General features: G+C 38.0%; 18 protein-coding genes. 12 read left to right on the top strand and 6 right to left on the bottom strand.

Annotated elements, in window-relative coordinates; genetic code table 11:
• Positions 1 to 98 precede the first annotated feature (98 nt).
• Positions 99 to 980: a LysR family transcriptional regulator gene (locus tag NV377_RS09005; protein WP_373425812.1), complete on the bottom strand. Its 882-nt coding sequence runs from the start codon at positions 978 to 980 to the stop codon at positions 99 to 101.
• Positions 981 to 1,105: 125 nt separating this feature from the next.
• Here NV377_RS09005 and zwf point away from each other — a divergent pair, with 125 nt between their 5' ends.
• The 3 genes from zwf to fsa are packed head-to-tail and all read left to right on the top strand — an operon-like array spanning position 1,106 to position 5,295.
• Positions 1,106 to 2,629 (top strand): glucose-6-phosphate dehydrogenase, encoded by a 1,524-nt coding sequence (gene zwf, locus NV377_RS09000; RefSeq protein ID WP_258200866.1) that lies wholly within the window; start codon positions 1,106 to 1,108, stop codon positions 2,627 to 2,629.
• Complete coding sequence (tkt, locus tag NV377_RS08995) at positions 2,610 to 4,604, top strand: transketolase (protein WP_258200865.1); 1,995 nt, start codon at positions 2,610 to 2,612, stop codon at positions 4,602 to 4,604. Before zwf ends, tkt begins: the two co-directional genes overlap by 20 nt.
• Before the next feature lie 25 nt (positions 4,605 to 4,629).
• Positions 4,630 to 5,295, top strand: a complete 666-nt coding sequence (gene fsa, locus NV377_RS08990) for a fructose-6-phosphate aldolase (protein ID WP_258200864.1) — start codon at positions 4,630 to 4,632, stop codon at positions 5,293 to 5,295.
• A gap of 457 nt (positions 5,296 to 5,752) precedes the next feature.
• Here fsa and NV377_RS08985 read toward each other — a convergent pair whose 3' ends face one another.
• Complete coding sequence (locus NV377_RS08985) at positions 5,753 to 6,100, bottom strand: winged helix-turn-helix transcriptional regulator (RefSeq protein WP_258200863.1); 348 nt, start codon at positions 6,098 to 6,100, stop codon at positions 5,753 to 5,755.
• 172 nt (positions 6,101 to 6,272) lie between these two features.
• On the opposite strand from NV377_RS08985, the gene NV377_RS08980 reads away from it, so the two are divergent.
• Positions 6,273 to 6,902, top strand: coding sequence for a nitroreductase family protein (locus NV377_RS08980; protein ID WP_258200862.1), 630 nt, complete (start codon positions 6,273 to 6,275; stop codon positions 6,900 to 6,902).
• Positions 6,903 to 7,055: 153 nt separating this feature from the next.
• Here NV377_RS08980 and NV377_RS08975 read toward each other — a convergent pair whose 3' ends face one another.
• Together NV377_RS08975 and NV377_RS08970 are read right to left on the bottom strand one after the other, a co-directional pair.
• Positions 7,056 to 8,168, bottom strand: a complete 1,113-nt coding sequence (locus NV377_RS08975; protein WP_258200861.1) for a saccharopine dehydrogenase family protein — start codon at positions 8,166 to 8,168, stop codon at positions 7,056 to 7,058.
• A gap of 65 nt (positions 8,169 to 8,233) precedes the next feature.
• The gene (locus NV377_RS08970) at positions 8,234 to 8,668 is read right to left on the bottom strand and encodes a MarR family winged helix-turn-helix transcriptional regulator (RefSeq protein WP_258200860.1); all 435 of its coding nucleotides are present in this window, start codon (positions 8,666 to 8,668) and stop codon (positions 8,234 to 8,236) included.
• A gap of 301 nt (positions 8,669 to 8,969) precedes the next feature.
• Between NV377_RS08970 and NV377_RS08965 the strand changes: the two genes are divergently transcribed.
• Positions 8,970 to 9,800, top strand: coding sequence for a DegV family protein (locus NV377_RS08965; RefSeq protein WP_258200859.1), 831 nt, complete (start codon positions 8,970 to 8,972; stop codon positions 9,798 to 9,800).
• 137 nt (positions 9,801 to 9,937) lie between these two features.
• On the opposite strand, the gene NV377_RS08960 is transcribed toward NV377_RS08965, so the two are convergent.
• Positions 9,938 to 10,891, bottom strand: coding sequence for a type III secretion system chaperone family protein (locus tag NV377_RS08960; protein ID WP_258200858.1), 954 nt, complete (start codon positions 10,889 to 10,891; stop codon positions 9,938 to 9,940).
• Positions 10,892 to 10,916: 25 nt separating this feature from the next.
• Entirely contained in the window at positions 10,917 to 12,989 is a 2,073-nt protein-coding gene (locus NV377_RS08955; protein ID WP_258200857.1) for a hypothetical protein, read from the bottom strand.
• Between the two features lie 464 nt (positions 12,990 to 13,453).
• On the opposite strand from NV377_RS08955, the gene NV377_RS08950 reads away from it, so the two are divergent.
• From NV377_RS08950 to NV377_RS08920, 7 genes are all read left to right on the top strand, one after another.
• Complete coding sequence (locus NV377_RS08950) at positions 13,454 to 14,755, top strand: hypothetical protein (RefSeq protein WP_258200856.1); 1,302 nt, start codon at positions 13,454 to 13,456, stop codon at positions 14,753 to 14,755.
• Between the two features lie 27 nt (positions 14,756 to 14,782).
• Entirely contained in the window at positions 14,783 to 17,752 is a 2,970-nt protein-coding gene (locus NV377_RS08945) for an MFS transporter (RefSeq protein WP_258200855.1), read from the top strand.
• A gap of 161 nt (positions 17,753 to 17,913) precedes the next feature.
• Positions 17,914 to 18,345, top strand: coding sequence for an ATP-binding protein (locus NV377_RS08940; protein WP_258200854.1), 432 nt, complete (start codon positions 17,914 to 17,916; stop codon positions 18,343 to 18,345).
• 18 nt (positions 18,346 to 18,363) lie between these two features.
• A complete protein-coding gene (locus NV377_RS08935) occupies positions 18,364 to 18,708 on the top strand; it encodes an STAS domain-containing protein (RefSeq protein ID WP_258200853.1) in 345 nt (114 codons plus the stop codon).
• A gap of 14 nt (positions 18,709 to 18,722) precedes the next feature.
• Positions 18,723 to 20,093 (top strand): PP2C family protein-serine/threonine phosphatase, encoded by a 1,371-nt coding sequence (locus tag NV377_RS08930; protein ID WP_258200852.1) that lies wholly within the window; start codon positions 18,723 to 18,725, stop codon positions 20,091 to 20,093.
• A gap of 125 nt (positions 20,094 to 20,218) precedes the next feature.
• Positions 20,219 to 22,453, top strand: a complete 2,235-nt coding sequence (locus tag NV377_RS08925; protein WP_258200851.1) for an AAA family ATPase — start codon at positions 20,219 to 20,221, stop codon at positions 22,451 to 22,453.
• 5 nt (positions 22,454 to 22,458) lie between these two features.
• A complete protein-coding gene (locus NV377_RS08920) occupies positions 22,459 to 23,034 on the top strand; it encodes a Pvc16 family protein (protein ID WP_258200850.1) in 576 nt (191 codons plus the stop codon).
• Positions 23,035 to 23,055: the final 21 nt, after the last annotated feature.

The raw sequence follows: 23,055 nt of genomic DNA, 5'->3' as shown, positions 1-23,055 counted from the left end.
TGAAGTGTAGATCCAATCGTTAGACCTATGTCTAATGGTATGATGCACTTCAATTGGAGGGTTTATTATTTTTAATGGTGAAACACTCAAATTTCATTTTATTTAATATGCTCAATAAAACTACTTGCTGCACTTGAAAGTGGCATATTACGCATAATCATTAAACCTACTTGAGACGGAGGGAGCTGCACATCTAATTTGATTTCAAAGAGTGATCCATCATCTAGTTCTTTAGAAACAAATTCTCTCGTCACATATGAGATTCCAAGACCTTTACGTGCAAACTCAATCAACAAGTCTACACTTCCAACTTCTATGGCTGGTTTGAGCTCGTAACCGTACCCTTGCATTAATTCGGTAATTGCCATACGTGCTCGACTATTTCGTGAGAACAAGATGAGCGGATATTGGATGAGTTTATCTAGTGACAATACGACATCTTTAAGCTCTGCATAATGAGCCCCCGCAACAAAGCAATCTTGTAGTTGAATACCTTCCTTTAACTCCAATTGCGGATCGACGATCGGCATCCTAACAACACCTAAGTCGATTTTACCTTCTTTCAGAAATGAAATTATTTCTGGTGTCGTCCCATGAATCAGTTGGAGCTTAACAGCTGGATAATTTGTATGAAATTGTTCTAAGTATTGCAACAAATAATGCTTGAACAATGAATCACTTCCACCAATCCGTAACTCTCCACTTTCCAAATTTTTAAGAGCAGCTAATTTTTCTTCTGCTAATGTAATTAGAATTTGAGATTTTTCGATATAGGAGAAGAGTATGGTGCCTTCTTGTGTCAAAGCAACACCTTTGGAATTTCTATAGAACAAGGTCATTCCAAAACTATCCTCAAGTTGTTTAATCGCGTGACTAACACTAGGTTGAGTAATATATAGCGATTTTGCAGCCTTAGTTAAGCTGCCTGTTTTTGCGGCCCAATAGAAAACTTTATATAGCTCATAATTGGTCATAGACATGGTCTATAGCTCCTGTCAAATATATTAATTACTTGTATAGGTGTTATTAGTATTATAGTAGAAGTAATGAAGTGAAGCCAGTAGAAACTGCACCTAATATATAACGTTTGGAAGGAAAGATGATAATGGAAGCAACAACGTTTGTATTGTTTGGAGCAACAGGCGATTTAGCGAAAAGAAAAATCTACCCTGCCTTATATAATTTATATATCGATCAAAAATTACCGGAATCTTTCGCTGTTGTAGGACTTGGGCGAAGAGAATTTTCTGATGAAGTATTTCAAGCAAGTGTAGAGAAATCAATCCGTGATTTTTCTAGACGTGAAGCGAATGACGATGTTGTCATGAACAAATTTCTACAAGCATTCCGCTATTGCTCGTTAGATATTGGTCACACAGAAGACTATAAAAAACTACTGCACCTTATTGAAGAGCAAGAAACTAGCATGGGAACGTCTCCTAACCGTATGTTCTATCTTTCTGTTGGACCTGAGTTTTTCGAACCGATTGCTGCCAACATTAAAGAAAGTGGACTTGGTGCAACAAAAGGTTGGAAACGTCTGTTAATCGAAAAACCATTTGGACATGATTTGCAATCTGCTCAACATTTGAACCAGCAACTTAGTGATTCATTTGAAGAAAATGAAATTTATCGTATTGATCATTATCTTGGCAAGCCGATGATTCAAAAACTTGAAATCTTGCAACAAACGAATCCGGTACTTCAAGCGTTATGGTCCAATCGTTATATCTCTAACGTTCAGATTACTGCTAGCGAAACCGTTGGCGTAGAAGAGCGTGCTGGTTATTATGACCATGTTGGTGCGATAAGAGATATGTTCCAGAACCATATGCTTCAAATATTAATGATGTTAACGCTACATCTGCCGCAGAACAGTACTTCAGAAGTTGTGCGCTTTAAGAAGAAGACGATTATGGAATCTCTAGAGCCATTGTACAAAGAGAATGTAAAATCTAATGTTATCCGTGGTCAATATTCAGCAGGTTCGATCGCAGGTTCATCAGTAGTTGGCTACACCTCTGAAGCTGGCATCCCGGCTACATCAATGAATGATACGTTCGTAGCTGCAAGATTAGAGATTGATGATTCATTCTGGCGTGGCGTTCCTTTCTATATTAGAACAGGAAAACGTATGAACGAAAAATTCACACGTATTATCATTGAGTTCAAAGAAGCATTGCAACAGAGTACTACAACAACTGAAAATAACCAAGTTGCCAATCTGTTAATCTTTGAAATTAGTCCGAATGAAGGAATTACATTCCAACTAAATTCAAGAGATCCGCAAAATAAAGAACAATTCATACCTATTAATATAGATTTCCATTCGAGCAGTGATGATGTTCCGGAAGCTTATGAGAATCTCATTCATGATGCTTTCCATGGTGATGCTACATTCTTTGCTCATTGGGATGAAGTTGAATTGTCTTGGAAATGGGTTCAACCAATTCTAAACGCATTTGAAGAAAATCTTGTCCCACTTCATTATTATTCAGCAGGTTCTAATGGTCCAACCGAATCCGATGAGCTATTAGCTAGAGACGGTAATCACTGGTGGTTAGATGCCAAAGCTGATCAAAAAATACAAGCAACAGAAGGAGAACAATATGTCTATTCAAAACATTGATCAATTATCTATCGACACGATTCGTACTTTATCTATTGATGCAATTAACGCTGCAAATTCAGGTCACCCAGGTCTTCCAATGGGAGCTGCTCCAATGGCATACGCGCTATGGGCAAATCAAATGAATTATAATCCTGGTCATTCAAATTGGTTCAACCGTGATCGCTTCGTGCTTTCTGCGGGTCACGGATCTGCGCTACTATATAGCTTATTACATGTAGCAGGTTATAAAGTATCTATCGACGATTTGAAACAATTCCGTAAAATGAACAGTAAAACTCCTGGACATCCAGAATTCGGTCATACAGATGGCGTTGATGCTACAACTGGTCCACTTGGTCAAGGTATCGCTATGGCAGTTGGTATGGCAATGGCTGAAGCTCACTTAGCTGCTAAATTCAACCAAGAACAATTCCCAGTAGTTGATCATTACACTTACGCACTTGTTGGTGATGGTTGCTTAATGGAAGGTGTTTCTTATGAAGCAATGTCAATGGCAGGTCATATGAAACTTGATAAATTAGTCGTATTATACGATTCAAATGATATTTCTCTTGATGGAGACCTAAGTCTGTCTTTCGGCGAAAACATGCAAAAGAGAGCAGAATCTGCTCAGTGGCAATATTTGAGAGTTGAAGATGGTAACGACGTTGCTGCAATTACAAAGGCCATTGAAGAAGCGAAAGCTAATACGACTCAACCAACAATTATCGAAATTCGTACTATTATTGGTTACGGTAGTAAAAAAGTTCAAGGTACGAACAAAGCTCATGGTAATCCACTAGGTAAAGAAGAAGCAATCGCTACGAAAGCTGTATATGGTTGGGAACATGATGAGTTCACAGTACCAGCAGAAGTTAAAGCTCACTTCGAACAATTGAAACAACAAGGTGCTGTTAAAGAGCAGCAATGGAATGAACTGGTTGCAACGTACTCTGCACAATATCCTGAGCTAGGTCAAGAACTTGCTCAAGTGATTGATGGCAAAGTAGTTATTGATGCTTCTGACATCCTTACTTTTGATTCATCTAAAGCAATTTCAACACGTATTGCAAGTGGCCAAGCGATTAATCACTTCATCAAATCAGTACCTTCTATCTTTGGTGGTAGCGCCGATCTATCTGGTTCTACAATGACTGATATTAATGGAGAGCCAATCTTCGCAGTTGATTCATATGTTGGCCGTAATGTGTACTTTGGTGTTCGTGAACATGCGATGGGCGCAGCAGGTAACGGTATGGCATTACATGGCGGAGTGAAGCCGTTCGTAAGTACGTTCTTCGTATTCAGTGACTATCTTCGTCCAGCGATTCGTTTGGCAGCACTACAAAAATTACCTGTAACTTATGTATTTACACATGACTCTATTGCAGTAGGTGAAGATGGTCCTACACATGAACCAATCGAGCAATTAGCAGCACTTCGTACTATTCCAGGACTAACTGTAATTCGTCCTTCGGATGCGAACGAAACAGCGAGTGCTTGGGCATATGCATTACAACAACAAGATGGTCCAGTTGCTCTAATTCTTAGTCGTCAAAATCTACCGGTGTACGAAGAAACTAAAGCAAATATTACTGAAGTAGCTAAAGGTGCTTACGTTCTAGCTGAAACGAATGCAACGCCTGATGTTATTCTAATTGCTACAGGTTCTGAAGTTTCACTTGCAGTAAGTGCTAAGTCAGAATTAGAAAATGAGAATGTATCTGTTCGTGTCGTGGCAATGCCAAGCAGAGAGTTATTCAATGCTCAATCTGATGCATATAAAGAATCAATTCTGCCTGCTGCTGTAACGAATCGTGTAGCTATTGAAGCTGGTATTTCTCTAGGCTGGGAGCGTTATACAGGAGCTAATGGTAGTATTATCTCCATCGATACTTACGGAGCTTCAGGTCCTGGTACAGAAGTTATGGAATATTTCGGATTCCGGGCAAGCAATGTCGTTTCTGTAGCTAAGCAATTATTGAATAAATAATAAAAATCATTGGGGGTAATTTATTATGAAATTTTTCATTGATACAGCTAATGTGGTAGACATCAAAAAAGCGCATAAAATCGGTATTATTTCTGGAGTAACTACGAATCCATCGCTAGTTGCCAAAGAAGGCGTCAAATTCGAAGATCGTATCGAAGAGATTTTACAAGCAGTACCTGATGTTGAATCTGTTTCTGCTGAAGTTACTCCTGATGCTGTTACAGCTGAAGAAATGATTGAACAAGCAAACGAACTAATCAAAATTAACAATAACGATCCAAATGTAACGATCAAACTTCCGATGACACTTGCTGGTCTAGAGGCTTGCCGTTACTTGACTCAGAAAGGTGTTAAAACAAACGTTACTCTAATCTTCACAGTGAACCAAGCATTATTGGCTGCACGTGCTGGAGCTACTTATGTATCACCGTTCTTAGGTCGTTTGGATGATATTTCAGAAGATGGCGTTCAATTGATCGTGAAAGTTGCTGAATTGTTCCGCATTCACAACTTAGATTCACAAATCATTGCTGCATCTGTACGTCACCCAGACCATGTTACTCGCGTTGCTATGGCTGGTGCTCATATCGCTACTGTACCTTTCAATGTAATTGAGCAAATCTCCAAACATCCCCTTACAGATCAAGGGATGGAAAAGTTTGCAGCTGACTGGAAAAACACAGTAAAGTAATAGGATAACAATGCACGAAAATTATTACTGATACTCGGGCTGTAAGTAAACTAGATCGTATCTAGTTTACTTACAGTCTTTTTCATTTTAAATGTAAATACCCCTATATTCCACCAAAGTGGAGTGTAAGTGTCGAATGAAAGGGTATACTCCCCTTTATTTATATGAAATGGAGTGGAGGCGCTGAATCAGCAAAAGTGATGGTCACTAATTACGATGAGTGCTTTGTTCACTAGATGTTTCCAAAGAAAACACTAATGATTTAAGCATGATAAAGAAATACTAATTGCAGGACAGAGTACACAAAATAAAATAACCACCTTATACCGGGCGTGGTATAAGGTGGTTAAGTGAGTAATAGCGAAGTGGTTTGCTCGTTACTGGATTAGTATGATGTATGCAGTTGGTAATGAAAAACACACATTATTTATCTGTAAGAGTTTCTTATGTTTTAGAGTTAAGAAGATGCTTCTTTCGATTTATGTTCTAACTCACAAACCTCGACCCATCTGTGTATCGAAACAATAACATCTTTTAAAGCATGTCCACTAGCAGTTAACTCATATTCAACTTTTTTATTAGAGCAGTCAATTAAGTTTTTATTTATTAAAGCAGCATTAACTAATTCATTGAGTCGCTCGGTTAATAGTCGATCTGATATTCCATCAATACTTGAATGAATTTCATTATAACGTTTGGGACCAGACATTAATGTGTATAGAATCATACCCATCCAGCGCCTACCAAGAAATTCAATAGCACTATGAAAATCACTACATGTATGTTGACAATCAGACTGTTTCATTAGAGACCTCCCCGAACATTACTTTTATTTAGTTTAACACAAATCTGTCTATGGAACATTTAGAATCGTTAAATGGAGCAAAGGAATTACTTTCATATTGACTGATAAACTTACTTATGGTAAGTTTCTATTATAAACTTACTAATAGTAAGTAAAAAGAGGAGAATACTTTATGAATACTACAACAAAATCCGATTTATATTCAGTAATGGAAGCAAGAAAATCTGTTCGGGTATATGACCCTGCTTTTACAATTTCCAAAGAAGAAATAGAAGGAATTATTAAAGAGGCTACAACAGCACCATCATCAAGTAATCTTCAAGCTTGGAGATTTCTTGTTATTCAAGACCAAGAAGTGAAGAAAGAATTAAGAGCAATCGCTAATAATCAAGAGCAAGTAGAGACATCTTCTGCTGTAATCGCGGTTTTAGGCGATATAGAAATGTATAAAAAGGTTGAACAAATTTATACGCAAAATGTAGCAGAAGGCCATATGCCAGAGGCGAGCAAAGATGCTATGATTGCTAGTACAAATCGTTTGTACCCTAATGTATCTGACGAAGTAAGAAAAAATATTGCAAACTTTGATGCAGGACTAATTTCTATGCAATTGATGTTAATTGCAAAAGAAAAAGGTTTTGATACTGTAACAATGGGCGGGTTTGACAAAGAGAAGTTCTCTCAAAGATTTGAATTGCCTAGCAATGTAGTTCCAATCGTGCTAATCGCTATCGGTAAAGGTGCTGCACCTGCATATGGATCGTCTCGTTTACCATTGGAAGATATTTTGAGTTTTATCTAAACTATTGATGCACTTATAAATCATTTTATGTACATTTATATGAAAAAGCTGACTCACTTTGGGCAAGATCAATTGCCCTTATGAGTCAGCTTTTTTTCGAATAGTACGTCAGTAAAGCGTTAGCACTAAATTCATTGAATTTTCTGATATATGTTAGAAAGCTATTTTACTTGTTTTCGTTACGATGTTTACAGATGGTTCAATACTTGATGATACCGTTTCTAGATCGAAAAGCTGCTCGATATGAAATACACCTGTTGGGAACGATCTACTATAGAGAGAGTGAGCAATAGAGCAGGCTACTTTAGCTGTTATTTCCGCTTCAATTCGGCCATCGAAGAAACATTCGACTAACATATGTTTATCGTTTTTCTTGCCAAACGCGTCTATTTTAACTGCAAATCGATCACTTCCAAATTTCATTTTTTCAAACATTTTCACAGTCATGTTACGAAGTGGAGTATATTGTAATACTCGCAATATATTTAGCTTTCTTAATCCACCGATAAGCTTTGTCACGAATGCAGAATCGAAACAAAGACGAGTAGACACCTGTGGAATATGAAGTGTTTGAGTAAGGGTATGCTGGTCAGAGAAGTTAAATCGATAGGCATCTTTATGACCTAACGAATGACCAAAGTCAATCTTCTTACGTCCACTAAAACTAGATACGACCGTTGTATCCGCACTAAAACCTGACACGAGCGTATTCTGGTCCCATTTCTTCGTAACAAAGGTGCTAGCCAAATTATCAACGGTCCATTCGATTGCTACCTTACCATGATGATCGCCTAGTCCTAGCATGATAGAGATATCAATTTGATCAGTGTGATCCAATCGTTGTGACGCGTGATGAGCCATCAAATTAGTCATACCTGGTGCAAGCCCAACACTTATTACCGCTGTAGCGCCACCTTGATCAGCAGTAGTTTGTAGTGTTTGTACATCTAATAGAAAGGTATGTTGGGCAGAAATATCAACATAGTGTATTCCCTTAGCAAGACAGGAGCGAACAAATGTTAGATCTGTTTGATCTAAACACATAATAACTAGCTGCACATCTTCCCAAAGACTGATATCCACTTCGCTACTTATATCCAGTTGTAAGGGTAAAACTCGACCGTTTGTAGTGCTACAAAACTGTTGAGCGCGTTCCATACTTCTACCGGCAGCAAATACCAGTCCTGGATGAAGCCTACTCAACTCGGTACAAATGATTTGCCCCACATGACCATAACCACCAACGACTATAATTTTGTTTTTCATAGTTGACCTCACTTACATTATATTGAAAATATAGTATAGTAACTAAACTAAATATCCAAAAAAAATTAGTCTCTCATGACATTACATAAAGTATCGATACATTTTTCAAAGATCTTTATCTCTTCTTCACTTAATTGTTCTTGAAGTTGACGATAGAACTTTAGATGCGCCTCTTCATGTGCACGATAGGCTTCTTTTCCTTCCTCCGTAAGTGAAAGGACAGTTGCTCTCGAGTCAGAATGATGAGGAGTACGTTTGACGAGCATTTTACTTTCTAATTTTGCAACTAACTGAGTTACTGCTCCTTTCGTAATTTTCAGTCGTGCCGCAAGCTCATTCATTAGTAAGTTTCCATCTAATCCAATGGCATCAATGGTATGAATTTCACTAGGTGTTAATGGCCCTATATTACCAAAGAGTCGTGGTTGTCGTTCTAATTGTCGAAGCTGTAGAAATAATCTACCTAGTAATAAGCTTCCTGTATGAGTTTGATTGTCCATAAATATAGTATAGTTACTAAACTAAAGCGTGTCAAGTTGTTATATATTTGCAACATATTTCCTTTATTACCCTAATGATTAAGATATTAACTTTTAAATGTGTCTATAACGTTACTTAAATAAAAAATAAACGTCATGAAGCTGAATTATATGATATTTGTCAATAGTATAATGACTGATCATCGTGCTAGTATAAATCAAGCCATAAAACATTGGGCTATTCTAACCTATAACAAGTTAAAAAATATAAACTGTAAATAGTTGTACGTATTCGAAAACAAAGGATAGATGGAGGTTTCATATGACTTATCAAATCGTTGTAGACTCTTGTTGCGATCTAACTAATGACATTAAGCAAGCCCTTAATATTAAAGTAGTGCCTTTAAATTTATATCTTGGTGATAAAGAAATTATAGATGATGAAACCTTAAAAATCCCAAATTTTATTGAGGAAATGAAAGCTTGTACGCAAAAAGTTGGTTCTGCTGCACCATCACCTTCGCTCTATCATGAACTTTACGAGCAATCACCACAAACGTTCGTTGTGACGTTATCAAGTAAATTGTCTAGCTCTTACTCCAGTGCAACACTGGGTGCAGATATGTTAGAACAAAGTGAAAGTAAAGTTCATGTTTTTGATTCAAAAAGTGCCTCTGCAGGGGAACTTCTAATTGCTTTTCAAATTCGTGATCTTATCGAAAGTGGGATTCAAGGTGCTGAACTAATTAGTCAGGTTGAGCAGTTTATAGATGAAATGAAAACTTACTTCGTACTCGACAATGTTGATAATCTTATGAAAAATGGTCGATTAAGTAAGGTAAAAGGTAAGATCATTAGTATCTTGAATATTAAGCCATTACTTGGTTCAGATGGCGACGGTAATATCACTCAATACTCCACTTGCAAAGGTCAAACGAAGATCGTCAAAAAAATGGCTGAAACAGTAACTGATAGTGGTAAAAACACCGAAGGACTACGTGCCGTTATTTCACATTGCAATAATGAGCCACTTGCTCTTCGATTACAACAGCAACTAGTTGAACAATTCCAGTTTAAAGATATCGTTATTGTACCTACAGGTGGAGTAAGTTCCCTATATGCTAATGACAAGGGTGTTATATTAGCCTATTAATCGATCAAAGATAAGTCGATTTTAGTATCCAACTTACACGTTTATATTGTTAAAACTTATAAATAGGGGGCTCGTCCCAAGGTCATATTTTATAATGACTTTGAGCTGAGCCCCTTTTATTTATCTAGTAGATAAACTCACGTTATATCTTGTAAGGCTGGAACATATTGTTCCATGATCAGTACATGTTCATTCATAATCTTCATCATACTATATTCATCTATCCCTGTAGGACAAAGTAACGTTGAGCGGAAACGAAGTTCTCCATCAGCAATGTCCATTTCGAATGCACCATTCATAAGATCATAGTTTTCATTTATAAATTGTAGCGCAAACTGCTCACGATGTTGTTCATCAACAAGTGTGGGGAAAATGGCATAAAAAATAATGAGTTGAGAGTCATCTTCAATGCGAATTAGCTCTGTCCAGCTAACCTGATTTTTCCCATGTAGTTTTAATCGAATTAACTGTTCATTGTGAAAATCATATTTGATTTGATGATTAACAAGAAATTGTTCTAACTGATTTGAAAGATTATCATTATTTGTAATGATCTCAGAATCTGATGGCTGCTGTTGACTAGTCATGTTACGAGTTGAGGGAGAATGTAATAACTCTTGTCTCCATATAGTATGGAAGCCATGTCGCAGTTGCCCTTCATGAGCTAGTTCAATTGGTAAAGAAACGGTTTGCATCGCTTCAACGACATACCATAGTTCTGCCTGTGTAAGTTCAGGTATTGTTCGTGAGATAAATGTATCGGGAATAACAGATAGAAGAATAGCTTCAGCATCTGCTTCTTGTTTTACTATTTGTCTCGCCACGGAAGGTGCCAAAATAAGTTTAAGTTCAATATTGTCCTCAGCTTCAAAACTTACATCATTAAGCATTGCATGAGATGTTACGTGAAACCATTGATCATGAAAAATTGTTGCCATCTGCTCTGGTTCTACAATCGTTGTCATCGTAATATAATGTAGCTCGTCCTGTTGCTGGTGAACAACAGAGGTAATCAATACGGACAGACTCCGACCACTCCATGATTGAAAGATAGCAGGGGTAGAAGTAGATACAGATGAGATTACTTTCATAGACTGAGTCTCCTTTCAATGTTTATTAGCTTTGATAAAAATTAAGCTCTTTTTCGATTTGCCCGTCTTTTTTTCCACGTGAGGCACTCATTAATTTTCTTGATTTTTCAAGTTCTAAACTGAGAAAAGGGGTTTCAATTTTGATGCTGCTGCTTTTGGTAATGTCAAATTCGATTTTCCAGTCTCCGGATTTGCCATCCTTAAAGCCTAATTCTAAGCCGAAGTTAAGAGTAAGACCTGAATCCTTTTCGACAACGCTTTCTACTTCTCCTGTCTCTGGATCGACAGTCTCGGTCGCTTCACTAAGCATTGTTGTTAATTCGGAAGCTTTATTCTCTAGCTGCTCCTGCAATGCTTTCATTCTTGCGTCTTGAACATTATTCGTTTGTCCTGTTGATGTAGTATTTTTAGCTTGGATTAGTTTTTGAATTTTAGCAGTAGCACTAATTACCTTCGGTATAGCTTCCTCAACAATCGTTTCCCATGCAGAGAAACCAGCAATCTCACCTGGAAGATCGACGGATATACTTGCTTCCAATTGCTCAAGTGCTCTATCAAAGAATGTGATTGCACCTTCAGCACTGAAGGCTAGCGTTACTCCAGGTAAAGTTAGCTCAGTCGAACTAGAAGCTGATAATTTCTTATACGTCTTAAGTTGATTCATACGGGTAGATTTTTGTGTCAGAGCATCTAGTGTAGTTTCAGTATTTTCACCAAATAACAAATCAGGAATTGTTTCAAAGCTCTCTTTGCTATATTTGGTATAACGTTGACCTGATAATTCAAATTCCCCAGAGTAAATGCCGGTTTCAATTTCTGCAGAAGCGGACAAGCTTTGTCCAACATCAACGTAATTTTCAGTATCTTCCATTTCTCTAGCTTCCACGGTAGCAGCCCATAACTCGGCTTCCTCAAGTCTACTTTTTCCGCTTAATCCGCCTTTGCCCCATAATCGCTGAGCAAGTGAAGGCAATCCAGCATTCATGTTACGGTACATTCCATAAGAGACTAAATTTAGAGAGGACTGGACACTCGAGCCTTTCGCTTCAATGAACATGCCTAATTTTACAGCGACATCGGTTATTCCTGCGGATACTCCTGCACCGACAGCAATATTGGCACCAATCGTCATATGACCATCGTCTTTTTCAGCCTCTGCGCCTAGACCAATCGATACAAATACACCTGAACTAACGGGAATTTTTAACTCAAAATCAAGTGAAGCAGAGTCACCGTCATATGGAACAGCGCTGTTAATGATTGGAGCAATTTTAGACAAACCACTATTGACAGAATCAGTCTCAATAACTTTCTTGAGCGCTTTTTCACCAATTTGATCCAACGTAACCTGACCTTTAACTTCCTTGGTCATATCGTCAACTTTAACCTGATTGGGCTCAGCGGCTCCAGCGCTTTGATCACCTTTAATAATTATGCGAGCTTCATTGATCGCTGGCTCTTTAAATCGTTCAAGTAGGTCCTTTGCTTTATCTTTGGCGCTACTCGCAGCTTTCTTTTTCTTATCTTTCTCTTTGAGAGTACTGGACGACACACTTGCAAGAGCAGCTTGTTTCAATTGTTGTACTGCAGTATCTTCAGGAACTAGCTTATGTAGAATCCGATCGGATTCTTTCTCCATAATACTGTTCACGGATACCTTTGATTGAGAGTGAGCTTCCTTATTAGCAAGCATGCTATTGAATTGTTTCGAAATGTTACTATTACCTGCGAGCGAACTGTTAGAATCAAGATGCGTAGCAATATCTTCACTAGCTTGTGCACGCGCAGCATCCTTCATCGTTTGACGAAAATCATTCAATTTCTTAGAACGTCTGAAAGCACTTCTTCCTACGCCAAATTTATATAAGACTTCTGACTTTAGTGGTTTGTATAGATTTGTTTCATATATTGTATAGAATTCGGTTTCTGTTAGTCCAAACTGTTCTTCCTCAGCAATCCGAGCAAGTTCTTGGTTTCCAACGGTTTTCTGCAAATCAGTAAGATTAGATGATTTTGTTTGGGCGATTGGAGGGAGAGTTTTGTTAGTATCTACTTTTTCAGTATCTTTACTTGTTGACATCATAGATTTCGATGGCATTCCCAAGCCTCCTAATAGGAAATGTAGTAGAGAAGGTAGTTCATTTAGTATTGTAGCCATAAGAAATAAAAGGGAGGTAGGGAGGATGGCTATGTATATAGCTTACTCGAATAGTAACTATACAATGTATTTTAGCAGGAATAGATACAATAATATAGAAATATTGATATAATTAACAAATGAATTTATAAATATCCATATTCGATGTCGAATAAGCTAACAAGCTAATCATCGTTATCAAAGTTTGCTATTTGAACTACCTCTAATTAAAATAAAGGTTCAAAAAGCGGGCTTTCAGAATCGAGAAGATGCCCCACAGCGATAACGAGTAGCACAGCGTACGTTTTGTGTACGTGAGCACACGCAGGCTTTCGATGGGGTGCATATTCGATGTCGAATATGCTACGAAGCTAATCATCGTTATCAAAGTCTGCTATTTGAACTACCTCTAAAAGGAGGACATTATGGTATTCGGACGAAGACTGTCACCAGCTCCTAATCAACAAGGGAACATCAAGGAGCGCGATCAGCCTAATGTTGTTACAAAGCCTAGTCAAAGGGAGCTATCTCCCGTATGGAGGATGCAGCAAAGCATTGGCAATAAAGCATCAAGCCAATTGCTACAACATATTTCTCATACAGCACCTATGACGACAGCGACAGAAGGAATGAATCTGCAGTTTAAGCAGCTAATATTTGTGTTATCACTTCAAGCTCAGCAAGCTGGAGAAGGTATGATATGGAGTCAATTTGAAGCATTGTCTGTTGGGCAAAGACAATCATTGTTACTGCAGTGGTATGGCGAAATTGGAGATTTTACAACCGCGATGAGTATCATGCCAGATTGGAAGCAATGGCAAGAGATGATTACTTCGGTGAGGCGGATTACTTTACAGCCGGAGGAACCGTTTAATGAAGCTGATATATCAACTTTAGGGGCGAAAGAACCAAAAGTTGAGATGAGTGGGGCAGGCTTATTATTTCCATATCATGAAACATGGTTATGGTTGAATTATAAAGGTAATAAACAAGGGCAGGCTCATTTATTACAACGACTAGATCGTTTATCTATCCTCAAAAAGCAGTTATTACTACATAAATTGAATGGTGCAGGTCAATTATCACTATATCAATTGAGTAATAATGTGACGATTGAAGAGCATTTGAAACAATGGGTAGATTGGAATCGCATTGAAGAAGCTCTTCATGTCATGAATGGTTTGAATGATCGACAAGTTGAAAGACAACTCGAAACAGTTCAACAAGTAAATAACACAAACTTATCACACCCTGAATCTGGGCAAGAAGAATTGGAACAAGATGACGATCAACAATTTTCATGGCTCGGTTTTATCGGTTTTGATGGACAATCTGAAGATGCAGAGCAACCAGTGTCGATGGAGCAAATACTTCAAGATCCTGAAAAAATGTTCCAGTTGTTATTCGGTATTCATTTTGACAATGGAAAGCAGCCAATTACTGTTGGTAATAGAGATCAGCTTATTAATCGTTTTTTGGAGATTGATCATAAACTACTACCTAAGCAACAAGAACAGCAAAGAATGCAGAAGTTGAAGGAACAAGGTTATGCTTCTATTAATCAGTTAATAATGCTTCTGAAAATTACGATGATTGATATACTGTATCAATTCGGTGTTACGCGTAAAGATAAGAAGTTTATCACCATTTTGCAGAAGCTTGAACTATTACAGGGTAAGAAGAAGCCAACTAGAGAGTACATCGCTACCCGAATACATTCAATCTAATTACAAATAACAAGGTGGATATGTCTAGTGATAACAGCGGTGCAAAGATATTTTCATTTGAAACCCGAAGATAATCGTAAATTAATGTTAATGGGTGTCGTGTTCTTACTCGCAGGTATTTCTGAGATGATGAATTACACATCATTTATGGCGATTTTCAATACGAGGGTTGGCATTATGATTTTACCTATTATGTATGGGATTGAAGCTTGTCTACTTCCTCTGGAAGGATGGCTTTTATCATTTTTTTCACAACGAATAGCGAAGCCTCGATTTATGAGCAGGCTATATTTATTATTTGTTAGTATAGGATTGCTTAATGGTGTGATTCTACTATGCTTTCGGTGGCTCGAGCTCGAGTGGATAGGTTTTTATTTTATAATGTTTATTACGTCTAACTTTGTTATTAGACAACAAACATTGCTTATGTGGAGCACAGCATTTGACCTATGTCCAACGCAACAGGCAAAGCGATTAATGCCTGTATTCGTTTTATTAGCGATTATAGGTGGTATTATTGCAGGTCTAGCTTCCACTACGCTAGCTACTTTACTTGGTTCTGAGTTGTTGTACATGATTGCCGCATTATTATTACTGGCAGCATTTCCTAGTTTTATTCACGCGATACGCAAATATTTAGTGCCGTTAAGTTTTCAAGAAGAGCAAGCTCCGCAAGGCGAGCGAAGCTCATATTATTGGTCCAGAATCTTCCGATCTCCCTTCCTCCTATTAGTCGTCGGAATCATGACGGTCATGCCTGCCTTATACTTCGTGATGGAGTATCAATACTTCACAAAGGCTCAACAAGCATTTCCTAATGAAAGTGAGCTAACATCATTTTATGGAATGATGGTTGTGTTGCTATTTATAGCAGCATTTATTTTACAGCTCATATCTACCAAGTTGATGGATAAACTTGGTGCGACGAATACTATTCTATTAATTTCTCTTATTTTTGTAGCATGTTTTGGAATTACTTCACTATTTATTGATCACTCTATGGCGCTTATTATGGTAGCGATTGGCTATAGTTTTACATATTTGCTACTCTATTATTTCGCAGAACCAAGCTATCAATTTTTTTTCAAAATGCTACCTTTACAACATCGCGATGGTTATCGATATACAGCGCAAGGAATTGCTTCCTCAGCAGGTATATTGCTTGGCTCTGGTATCTCATTATTGCACTCCCAGTGGCAAGTAAGTCTAACGCTACAAGCCATTATTGGTCTCGTGCTTGCAGTTCTTTTAGTTGCAATCGCTTGGGGAGCGAAGTCGCTTTACATTAAAGAGTTAATTGCTAATTTACAGCAATCGACGAAAGATTATATTGCTGAATTACTAGAATCTATGCGACATGAACGTGTACGAAAAGCAATCGTGCAACAGCTTCAGCAAGGTGATGTACTACTGCAACAATTTACGCTAGAATTGCTAATTCGTCAGCCTGACCAAGCACTTTACCAAGTACTTTGGCAATATGCAGAAAATAGGCAAGGTAAGCTGAAAGCTTTAGCACTATCTGCTATTCATCCTCAAAGTTGGCAGCAGGTAAAGCTAGCACAATATAAGTTGTTAATTCGAGATGAAGATGATCAAGTACGTGCTATAGGTTATCGTCAATTATTTCTGTCGTCACAATTACTTTCTACGCAACTACGCAATGAGTATATTGAGCAGGCTCGTCGTGACATCTCACTTCTAGTTAATTATGAAGCATGGACAGTAACAAGTGATCTTAATGAACTGCAACTAGAGCTACAGCAGCAACTTCAGAAAGGAAATGAAGCAGCACAGCTTGCTTGTCAGCTTATTGGAGAACGTCATTTAGATAGTATGATCATGGATGTCATGATGTGTATGTTATCGCAATCACAAGCAGTAAAATTAACTGCTGTACGAGTAATTGGACAAATTTCCGATAAGGATATGGTTACGAGTTTAATGGAGTTTCTCGTTGGTGCAGATATTGAATTGAATAAAGCAATTGAAGAAGCGTTACTTTCACTTGGAGAATCTGCTAATGAGGAGCTACTTCGCTTTGTAGTATCTCCCAATCAGGAGCAATGGAGTAAAGCAGTATCGGTATTATCTGTTAACGGTAAGGAGCAGCATATTGAATCTATTGTCATCCCTACATGTGTAAGTAAACTGCAAGAGCTATCTGCTAGTCATCGCATGTATGAGCAAATTGCTGCTACGAATCAGGCGCAATGGATTGAGCTTGCTAGGGAACGGACAACTGATATTGTAAAGCAACAGCTAGATACGATTTGGAAAGTTATGATTCGCTATAGTGATGAGCGAGCAGTGACACTACTTCGTGAAGCTGTTGAAAACGAGCAGGAAGAAATTAGAGATCATGGCATTGAAATCTTATCTGAAGGCTTTGGTCATAACAAGTTAAGTGCAGAATTATTAAATTATTATCGAGGTCGTGAAGTTGAACAAGAAGAGCGGAAGGAAGTGACTGATCCTTGGCTTCAAGCAATTGCAATTAAGGCAGGAGCAGAGAAAGGTGAACTATTACTTATGAACAATTGGGAGTATCTAGGTGCACTTGATAAGATCGTATTTTTGAAGCAGTCTCCACTGTTTCAAGATATCTCAATAGATGAGCTTGGTAGAATTGCTAGTATTGCTCATGAAAAGACATACGAAGAAAATGAATACCTACTTCAGCAGGGTGAGCAAAGCACTAAGCTATTTATTGTACTAGAGGGGCATGTCGAACTTAGTGGCACGAATGAAGATGGCGTAGAAGGCACATTAGCTATTATAGGTGAGAAGATGAGCATAGGTGAAGCCTCATTATTCGATGATTCACCGTCAAAAATATCTGCTCAAGTACTATTCGGGCAGGTTCATGTATTAGAGATAAGTGGAGACGAAGTCGTCAAATTAGTCCGTCTTTATCCTGAGATCGGCGTAGGTTTGTTGCGCTCCATTAGTCATCGTCTACATGCCCTAGAGCAAATGCTATTGAAGTTAGGCTAGGGAAAGGGAAGTTCAAAAGGCGGACTTATGCTTCCGATGTATTTTTCATTAGCATGATGTATATCAGGGAGTGAATGAAAAATTAGTTTTATGCTTCCGAAGTATTTTTCATTAGCGAGAAGCATCTCAGGAAGCGAATGAAAAGTTGGAGGAGGTTTTCTATGTCACAGCTTCAGCTGAGGACCACGCCGTATGTTGCGAATTGGGAAGAGTTGCGTCAGCTTATTGAGCAATTTTGTATAGCAGAAATGCTAGATAGTAAGCTACGTTTTACTGTGTTGCTATGTTGTGAGGAGTGGTTTGTTAATATCGTTAATCATGGCTATAAAGCATATACAGATGCTGAGCTTCAACGTGAAGAGATTCGATTAGTAATTGAGCATATTGACGGTCAACAATTACAAATTGTATGTAGTGATGGAGCTCCTTTGTTTAATCCATTACTGCATAAACAGCCTAGTGTAATAGAAGATGTAGCCAGCCGAAAAGTTGGTGGTCTTGGTATATATTTTATTAGATCCAAAATGGATCAATGTCTGTATGAATATAAGGATCAACGTAATGAACTGACCATGATAAGACGATTAAATTAGAGATAAGGATGATCGCAGATGAATATTCATATTGAGCAAAAGGATCTGGCTACAGCGATAGCATTAGAAGGAAGATTAGATGGTGTGACGATGCAACAATTAGAACAACAGTTAGTACAGTTATTGGAACAAGGGTATAAACATTTCTTATTCCATTTAGAACGATTAGATTATATAAGTAGTGCAGGATTAAGAGTAATGTTATTCGCCATCAAAAGAACTAAGGTTATTCAAGGTTCAGTAGTGTTATGTGCTATGCAAAGTAATGTGAAAGATATTTTTGATCTGTCAGGCTTCTCTTCTATATTTACAATTTGTAACTCAGAAGAGGAAGCATGGGCATTTTTGCAAGCTAATGCATAGAAAGGACTGTTAGCATGCTGCTAGAATTAGGTTTTGGCATTGTTTCTGCTGGATTTGTTGGAACTATTTTTTATGCTCGAAAGTTGCAAGAGCAACATCGTAGAGATGTTGTTTTACTAGATTTAAGTTTGCAGCTAAGCTCAACGATTAAGCGTAAGCAATTGCTAGAAGTTATTATGACAACAACGGCACGCTCTTTGCGAGCAGAAGGTTCTTCAATTATTTTGCTTGATCCAGATAGTGGTGAGTTATATTTTGAAGTAGCAACCGGTGAAAATCATAAGCAAGTGAAAGAAATTAGATTACAGCCGGGTGAAGGAATTGCTGGTTGGGTAGCTTTGCATGGTCAATCGTTGTTAATTCCTAATACTGAAAAAGATGAACGTTGGTCTAGTAGAGTAGCAAAGCGATCAGCTATTGCAACTCGTAATATGATCTGTGTTCCCGTACAAAGTAATGGTGCCTTGTTAGGTGTGTTACAAGTCATTAACAAAAAGGGTAAAAGTCCGTTCAATAAGTTGGATTTGGCAATGTTGGAGAGTATGAGTGCTCCAGTAGCGATGGCAATTGAAAATATGCTGTTGTATGAAGCGCTTGAACATAACATGAATAGTCTACAACAGACAACAGCAGCGAAAGAAAAGATGGAGAGCGAGATGCGAATTGCCAGAGAGATTCAAGAAAGCTTTCTCCCAGGTAATCAATACAAGATGCATTCATGTCAGCTAAATGCTACTTTAATGCCTGCAAGAGAAGTCGGCGGCGACTTCTATCATTTCTTTCCGCTTGATGATGAGCATGTCCTCCTATGCTTAGGGGATGTATCAGACAAAGGGATGCCAGCGGCACTTTTTATGTCCGCAGTTATGATCTGGATTAAAGCCAAATCAACAGAGTTTGCTTCACCAGAGCAAATTATTACAGCGATTAATGAAGAATTAAGTACGGACTATTCTACAATGTTTGCAACAATTTTCTTAGCCATTATGAATACTAAGACAGGTCAGTTTGTATACTGTGATGCGGGACATTGTCCACCACTACTATTACGCAATGGTTCGGTTACAACTCTTAATAGTCAAAAAGGATTACCAATTGGGGTTTTAGTAGAAGCTCCTTATGTTGCACAAAGCATACAACTTCAAGCTGATGATCGCATTATTATGTATACCGATGGCATTACAGAAGCGGAAAATGAGTACGGACAATGGTATGGTATGGAGCGTTTACAACACTATTTGACCAAGCAACAATACTGTTCTACAGAAGAACAAGTAAAATATATTGTGAACGATGTTCAGAGCTTTGTAGCTACCTATCCGCAATGTGATGATATTGCTATTATGTGCATTGACTATCGTGATTCCATGAACTATCTCAATTAATGTGACCTAGATTACACAAATAAATAAAAGATATTGCACAAAGTGTAAGTAAATGCAAAAATATAATTAGATGAAATATTAACGACCTTAATCAGTAACAATATACTGGAAAAGGGTGGAATGAGATGGGCGAAGCTGTAAAAGTCCCAATAAAGATTGAGCCTTATGAATCTGCAAGTGAATATATATATGATCAGCTCGTCATCTTGGATTTGTTGCTCGAAGCGGAAATGAATGCGATGTCGCAAGAAGAACTTCGAACATCCGAGCGAAATCCATTCAAAGGAATGTATTTGACAGAATCAGAAGCACAGCAAATACTAGCTACAGAATTAACCTATATATCTCTTGAAGCAGAGCAACTTGAACTCATTAACAGACTAGAGCAGATGATTGATAGCCGATTACAACGTAATAGAGAGCTATCGATACCCCTCTCAATTATTAATTTACAACAACGATTATGTTTAGACGAGCTAGATATTAGATTATTGATCGTATCTCTAGCGCCGCATATGAATCGCAAATATTTGAAATTATACGGCTATGTTCAAGATGATCTCACTTGCCAATTCGTCACGCTTGATCTACTCATGCGTTTATGTAGTCGTAGTAGAGAAGAACAAAAGCAAGTGTATCGACGCATGATGAATGCGTCAAGCAATCTAAGAAATCTATTTACTACCAATTCAACACAATCTTTTGCTAACAAAGACTCATCGGTACTTGTTGAACCGCTTGTACTTGAGCCGCGTATTATACACTATTTACTAGAATTGAACTGGAAATATAACGGGTTATTAAGCAAAGTACGTTATACGACGCAGCAAAAGTATGAATCACTCCTCCCACTTATGATTCATGAATCGTTACAGCAACAAATGATTAATTATGTGAAACATTATCATGACCAACCTTTTATACTATTAATGATTGGCACAACTGGTAGTGGAAAAACAATACATAGTCAACATTTAGCGCGGAAAATGGGTAGACCAACACTCGAATTAGACACAACCTCCCTTTCTAACGATATACATCTTCTTGGTCAAACTATTGAACTTTTTCTACAGGAAGCAAAGCTTATGAATGCAATTCCGATATTCGATCATATTGAGCAATTTACTTCGAAGAATGAAGAAAAAGAAAATTATACAAGCCTGCAAATATTACAGGAGCAGCTTCAAGGCTGGCATGATATTATCATACTCCACAGTAATAATCATTTGCCGCTCATAACAAAATATGACCAAATTGAACGTGTAATTATTACATTCCCACTCCCAACACTTGAAGAAGGATCCAATCTTTGGAGATCTTATGCAGGTTCTAAATTAATAATTAATCCAACTTTAGCATTACAATTAGCTACCAAATTTCAATTTACAGCTGGTCAAATTGCTTCTACTGTTCGAGAAGCGTCGCTATTAAAACACTGGTCAGCGATAGATGTTGATCATATACAACTTCAACATGAGCAAGACGATAGTTATTGGCTTCATCAAGCTGCTAATGGACTTATTCATCATGGTTTACAACAAAAAGCAGTACAAATAAAGTCGCAATGGGACTGGCCAGATCTTATTTTGCCACAAGAGACATTACAACTATTACAACAAGCCTGTCATCGTGTAGCTAATCGACATATTGTCATGCATGAATGGGGGTTTGAACGTCTACTTCCATATGGAAGGGGCGTTAGTATGTTGTTCACCGGCCCTCCTGGAACAGGGAAGACCATGGCTGCACTTGTCATGGCTAAAGCGATGAAGGCTGAATTATATCGTGTAGATTTGACGCGTATCGTTAGCAAATACATTGGAGAAACAGAGAAAAACTTAGCTGATGTATTCGATCGTGCGAAATTAAGTGGAGCTATCTTATTTTTCGATGAAGCGGATGCTCTTTTTGGTAAACGATCAGAGGTGAAGGATGCTCATGATAAATACGCCAATATGGAAACTTCCTATTTGCTACAGAAGATGGAAGAGTACGATGGACTGACTATTCTAGCTACGAACTTTTCGCAAAATCTTGACGATGCCTTTATGCGTAGAATTCAATATATTATCAAGTTTCCTTTCCCGGATGCGACGCAACGTGAACAATTATGGCGTTCTATTATTCCATCTCATATTCGGATAGAGCCACTAGATATACCATTTCTAGCAAAAACATTTGAATTATCAGGCGGCCCTATTAAAAATATCGTATTAACAGCAGTGTATTTAGTTGCACAAGATCGCTCAAAGCTCAGTATGCAACATTTCATAGAGGCAGCGATTCAAGAATATAAGAAAACAGGAAAATTGTTAATGAAAGATCGATTAGGGCCATATGCACAGTATTGGAAGGGGTGATGCTAGTGGCGGATTACTCTGTCATAACAGATATTGGTCTATCTCTAGTAAAGGTGCTGCGTGAAGCACTTGTACCAGAGCTGATCTCGCATCCAGATGGAGTAGGTCTTGCTAGTCCAATGGATAAGGGCGATATGAATCTGACGGTATATTTGTACGATGTTCGTGAGAATACGGAAGTTCGAAACAATGATCTTATCGATCAAGGTGATCGAATGCGTTACCCTCCAATTCCTTTGAATCTAAGTTACTTAATTACTGCACATTCATCGTCAGATGTTCTTACTAGGGCGATTGATGAACAGCGAATTATCGGTCGCACGATACAGGTACTGCATGATCATGCAGTACTTCGAGGAGAAGATTTGGAAGGTGCATTGGCAGGTACAGATGGAACTTATCGGATCGTCAAGGCGGACATACCGCTAGAAACGATGATTAGTTTGTTTCCGAATCAGCCCTACAAACTAAGCTCAGCGTATCAACTAGGTCCAGTCTTTCTGGATTCAACTCGCACAAAATCAGTATCTAGAGTTAAAGAGCGACATCTTAAGTTACAGCAACATGAACCTCAATCGTAAAGCGAAATATGTACACTACAT

This window comes from Paenibacillus endoradicis (genome assembly GCF_024721975.1).
Note: the sequence above shows the minus strand (reverse complement) of the source record. Positions and strands in the feature narration are given on the sequence as shown.